Origin of the sequence: Caballeronia sp. LZ028 (genome assembly GCF_031451415.1) — a bacterium.
In the GTDB taxonomy this organism is placed as follows: domain Bacteria; phylum Pseudomonadota; class Gammaproteobacteria; order Burkholderiales; family Burkholderiaceae; genus Caballeronia; species Caballeronia zhejiangensis.
Map to the genome: position 1 here is coordinate 1 of NZ_JARUXN010000027.1, position 5292 is coordinate 5292.

At 53.5% G+C, this 5292-nt stretch carries 2 tRNA genes and 3 rRNA genes; all 5 read right to left on the reverse strand.

Annotated features, from left to right (window positions below):
* Positions 1-10: 10 nt before the first annotated feature.
* A 5S ribosomal RNA gene (rrf, locus tag QCE58_RS33815) occupies positions 11-123 on the reverse strand.
* 156 nt (positions 124-279) lie between these two features.
* Positions 280-3162 (reverse strand): 23S ribosomal RNA (locus QCE58_RS33820).
* A gap of 285 nt (positions 3163-3447) precedes the next feature.
* Positions 3448-3523, reverse strand: a tRNA-Ala gene (locus QCE58_RS33825).
* 47 nt (positions 3524-3570) lie between these two features.
* A tRNA-Ile gene (locus QCE58_RS33830) sits at positions 3571-3647 on the reverse strand.
* A 63-nt stretch (positions 3648-3710) separates the two neighbouring features.
* Positions 3711-5242: ribosomal RNA gene (locus QCE58_RS33835) — 16S ribosomal RNA — on the reverse strand.
* Together the 16S, 23S and 5S rRNA genes with 2 tRNA genes alongside form the textbook arrangement of a ribosomal RNA operon.
* Positions 5243-5292 lie beyond the last annotated feature (50 nt).

Genomic DNA, 5292 nt, shown 5'->3' on the forward strand with positions numbered 1-5292 from the left:
AGCATGAGGAGCCTGACGATTACCTACTTTCACACGGGTATCCGCACTATCATCGGCGTGGAGTCGTTTCACGGTCCTGTTCGGGATGGGAAGGGGTGGGACCGACTCGCTATGGTCATCAGGCATGACTTGTTGTTGTCTCGCCTGGGTGGGCGCGACAACCAATCTGGGAAGAAGTAGAAGTGTTTGGGGAGTGAGTGTCGCACAACGCTACTCAACCAGGGGTGGTATTGACCAAGCGCTGTGGCGCCAAGTCAGTACATGAAACACACTGGTTATAGGATCAAGCCTTACGGGCAATTAGTATCAGTTAGCTCAATGCATTACTGCACTTACACACCTGACCTATCAACGTCCTGGTCTGGAACGACCCTTCAAGGGGCTCGAAGCCCCGGGGATATCTCATCTTAAGGCGAGTTTCCCGCTTAGATGCTTTCAGCGGTTATCTCTTCCGAACATAGCTACCCGGCGATGCGACTGGCGTCACAACCGGTACACCAGAGGTTCGTCCACTCCGGTCCTCTCGTACTAGGAGCAGCCCCCTTCAAATATCCAACGCCCACGGCAGATAGGGACCAAACTGTCTCACGACGTTTTAAACCCAGCTCACGTACCTCTTTAAATGGCGAACAGCCATACCCTTGGGACCGGCTACAGCCCCAGGATGAGATGAGCCGACATCGAGGTGCCAAACACCGCCGTCGATATGAACTCTTGGGCGGTATCAGCCTGTTATCCCCAGAGTACCTTTTATCCGTTGAGCGATGGCCCTTCCATACAGAACCACCGGATCACTATGACCTGCTTTCGCACCTGCTCGACTTGTCGGTCTCGCAGTTAAGCACGCTTATGCCATTGCACTATCAGCACGATTTCCGACCGTACCTAGCGTACCTTCGTACTCCTCCGTTACGCTTTGGGAGGAGACCGCCCCAGTCAAACTGCCTACCATGCACTGTCCCCGACCCGGATCACGGGCCAAGGTTAGAACCTCAAACAAACCAGGGTGGTATTTCAAGGACGGCTCCACCGAAACTGGCGTTCCGGTTTCATAGCCTCCCACCTATCCTACACAGATCGGTTCAAAGTCCAATGCAAAGCTACAGTAAAGGTTCATGGGGTCTTTCCGTCTAGCCGCGGGGAGATTGCATCATCACAAACACTTCAACTTCGCTGAGTCTCGGGAGGAGACAGTGTGGCCATCGTTACGCCATTCGTGCAGGTCGGAACTTACCCGACAAGGAATTTCGCTACCTTAGGACCGTTATAGTTACGGCCGCCGTTTACCGGGACTTCAATCAAGAGCTTGCACCCCATCATTTAATCTTCCGGCACCGGGCAGGCGTCACACCCTATACGTCCACTTTCGTGTTTGCAGAGTGCTGTGTTTTTATTAAACAGTCGCAGCCACCAGTTTATTGCAACCCTTTCACCCTCCTGGCGCAGGCCAGTCAAGCTACAAGGGCGTACCTTATCCCGAAGTTACGGTACCAATTTGCCGAGTTCCTTCTCCCGAGTTCTCTCAAGCGCCTTAGAATACTCATCTCGCCCACCTGTGTCGGTTTGCGGTACGGTCATCGTTAGACTGAAGCTTAGAGGCTTTTCTTGGAACCACTTCCAATTGCTTCGCTTCCGAAGAAGCTCGCGCCACGCCCTTGAATTACGCACCCGGATTTGCCTAAGTGCCTTCTCCAACGCAGCGACCGGGACGTCCAACACCCGGACAACCTTCCGCGATCCGTCCCCCCATCGCATCTAACAATGGTGCAGGAATATTGACCTGCTTCCCATCAGCTACGCATTTCTGCCTCGCCTTAGGGGCCGACTCACCCTACGCCGATGAACGTTGCGTAGGAAACCTTGGGCTTACGGCGAGGGGGCTTTTCACCCCCTTTATCGCTACTCATGTCAGCATTCGCACTTCCGATACCTCCAGCACGCTTTTCAACGCACCTTCGCAGGCTTACGGAACGCTCTCCTACCACACGTACTTGCGTACGCATCCGCAGCTTCGGTGACTGGCTTGAGCCCCGTTACATCTTCCGCGCAGGACGACTCGATCAGTGAGCTATTACGCTTTCTTTAAAGGGTGGCTGCTTCTAAGCCAACCTCCTGACTGTTTTAGCCTTCCCACTTCGTTTCCCACTTAGCCAATCTTTGGGACCTTAGCTGGCGGTCTGGGTTGTTTCCCTCTTGACACCGGACGTTAGCACCCGATGTCTGTCTCCCGTGATTGCACTCTTCGGTATTCGGAGTTTGCTATGGCGTAGTAATCCGCAATGGACCCCACAACCATGACAGTGCTCTACCCCCGAAGGTGATACACGAGGCACTACCTAAATAGTTTTCGGAGAGAACCAGCTATTTCCAAGTTTGTTTAGCCTTTCACCCCTATCCACAGCTCATCCCCTAACTTTTCAACGTTAGTGGGTTCGGTCCTCCAGTACGTGTTACCGCACCTTCAACCTGGCCATGGATAGATCACTTGGTTTCGGGTCTACGCCCAGCAACTGATCGCCCTGTTCGGACTCGCTTTCGCTACGCCTGCCTTAATCAGTTAAGCTCGCTACTGAACGTAAGTCGCTGACCCATTATACAAAAGGTACGCCGTCACCCGTTTCCAGGCTCCGACTGTTTGTATGCATGCGGTTTCAGGATCTATTTCACTCCCCTCCCGGGGTTCTTTTCGCCTTTCCCTCACGGTACTGGTTCACTATCGGTCGATCACGAGTATTTAGCCTTGGAGGATGGTCCCCCCATCTTCAGACAGGATTTCACGTGTCCCGCCCTACTTGTCGTACCCCTAGTTCTTCCTCGCTGTTTTCGTCTACAGGGCTATCACCTGCTATGGCCGCACTTTCCAGAGCGTTCGACTAACAACAAAGATAAAGAGTACAGGCTGATCCCATTTCGCTCGCCACTACTTTGGGAATCTCGGTTGATTTCTTTTCCTGCGGTTACTTAGATGTTTCAGTTCACCGCGTTCGCTCCACACAACCTATGTATTCAGTTGTGGGTACTCCATTAGGAGTGGGTTTCCCCATTCGGACATTTGTGGATCAAAGCTCGTTTGCCAGCTCCCCACAACTTTTCGCAGGCTACCGCGTCCTTCATCGCCTGTGATCGCCAAGGCATCCACCACATGCACTTGTTCGCTTGACCCTATAACAAGTGTGTCTCTCTCGAGCCACCCTCGCCATAGGCTGAGTATTCGCGTTGTGCCGTATTCCAAGTCATCATCAAGATCACTTTTCATACTTGATACAATCACTACCCTGACTACCCGACTCACACCCATCTCTAAGTGCTTTTAGATAGTCTCTTTACTACTTCTTCCAGATTGTTAAAGAACGTTTAGCCGACAAGCTCACTTCACTCGCCTGCGACATCAACTGGCTTTCAATCGCCAATGCAAAGTGCTTCACGAAACACTGCGCATTGAGGACTTGGTGGAGGATGACGGGATCGAACCGACGACCCCCTGCTTGCAAAGCAGGTGCTCTCCCAGCTGAGCTAATCCCCCGCGTCTCGCGTCTGCAGCCTCACTGACTGCCTGACTCATCTTGACCGTGGTGGGTCTGGTTGGATTCGAACCAACGACCCCCGCCTTATCAAGACGGTGCTCTAACCGACTGAGCTACAGACCCAAAGCCTGTCTTCAAACAACAGCCGATAAGCGTGAGCGCTTAACTTCGTGTGCGAAGCTCGAGAAAGGAGGTGATCCAGCCGCACCTTCCGATACGGCTACCTTGTTACGACTTCACCCCAGTCATGAATCCCACCGTGGTAAGCGCCCTCCTTGCGGTTAGGCTACCTACTTCTGGTGAAACCCACTCCCATGGTGTGACGGGCGGTGTGTACAAGACCCGGGAACGTATTCACCGCGGCATGCTGATCCGCGATTACTAGCGATTCCAGCTTCACGCAGTCGAGTTGCAGACTGCGATCCGGACTACGATCGGTTTTCTGGGATTGGCTCCACCTCGCGGCTTGGCAACCCTCTGTTCCGACCATTGTATGACGTGTGAAGCCCTACCCATAAGGGCCATGAGGACTTGACGTCATCCCCACCTTCCTCCGGTTTGTCACCGGCAGTCTCCTTAGAGTGCTCTTGCGTAGCAACTAAGGACAAGGGTTGCGCTCGTTGCGGGACTTAACCCAACATCTCACGACACGAGCTGACGACAGCCATGCAGCACCTGTGCGCCGGTTCTCTTTCGAGCACCCCCACCTTTCAGCAGGGTTCCGACCATGTCAAGGGTAGGTAAGGTTTTTCGCGTTGCATCGAATTAATCCACATCATCCACCGCTTGTGCGGGTCCCCGTCAATTCCTTTGAGTTTTAATCTTGCGACCGTACTCCCCAGGCGGTCAACTTCACGCGTTAGCTACGTTACTAAGGAAATGAATCCCCAACAACTAGTTGACATCGTTTAGGGCGTGGACTACCAGGGTATCTAATCCTGTTTGCTCCCCACGCTTTCGTGCATGAGCGTCAGTGTTGGCCCAGGAGGCTGCCTTCGCCATCGGTATTCCTCCACATCTCTACGCATTTCACTGCTACACGTGGAATTCTACCTCCCTCTGCCACACTCAAAGCCTGCCAGTCACCAATGCAGTTCCCAGGTTAAGCCCGGGGATTTCACATCGGTCTTAACAGACCGCCTGCGCACGCTTTACGCCCAGTAATTCCGATTAACGCTCGCACCCTACGTATTACCGCGGCTGCTGGCACGTAGTTAGCCGGTGCTTATTCTTCCGGTACCGTCATCCTCCATCCATATTAGGGACGAAGTTTTCTTTCCGGACAAAAGTGCTTTACAACCCGAAGGCCTTCTTCACACACGCGGCATTGCTGGATCAGGGTTGCCCCCATTGTCCAAAATTCCCCACTGCTGCCTCCCGTAGGAGTCTGGGCCGTGTCTCAGTCCCAGTGTGGCTGGTCGTCCTCTCAGACCAGCTACAGATCGTCGCCTTGGTAGGCCTTTACCCCACCAACTAGCTAATCTGCCATCGGCCGCCCCTATAGCGCGAGGTCCGAAGATCCCCCGCTTTCTCCCTTAGGTCGTATGCGGTATTAATCCGGCTTTCGCCGGGCTATCCCCCACTACAGGACACGTTCCGATGTATTACTCACCCGTTCGCCACTCGCCACCAGGGTTGCCCCCGTGCTGCCGTTCGACTTGCATGTGTAAGGCATGCCGCCAGCGTTCAATCTGAGCCAGGATCAAACTCTTCAGTTCAATACCTGTTACTGTTTTCTATTCTTCCGAATAGGTCGCTCACTCAACGT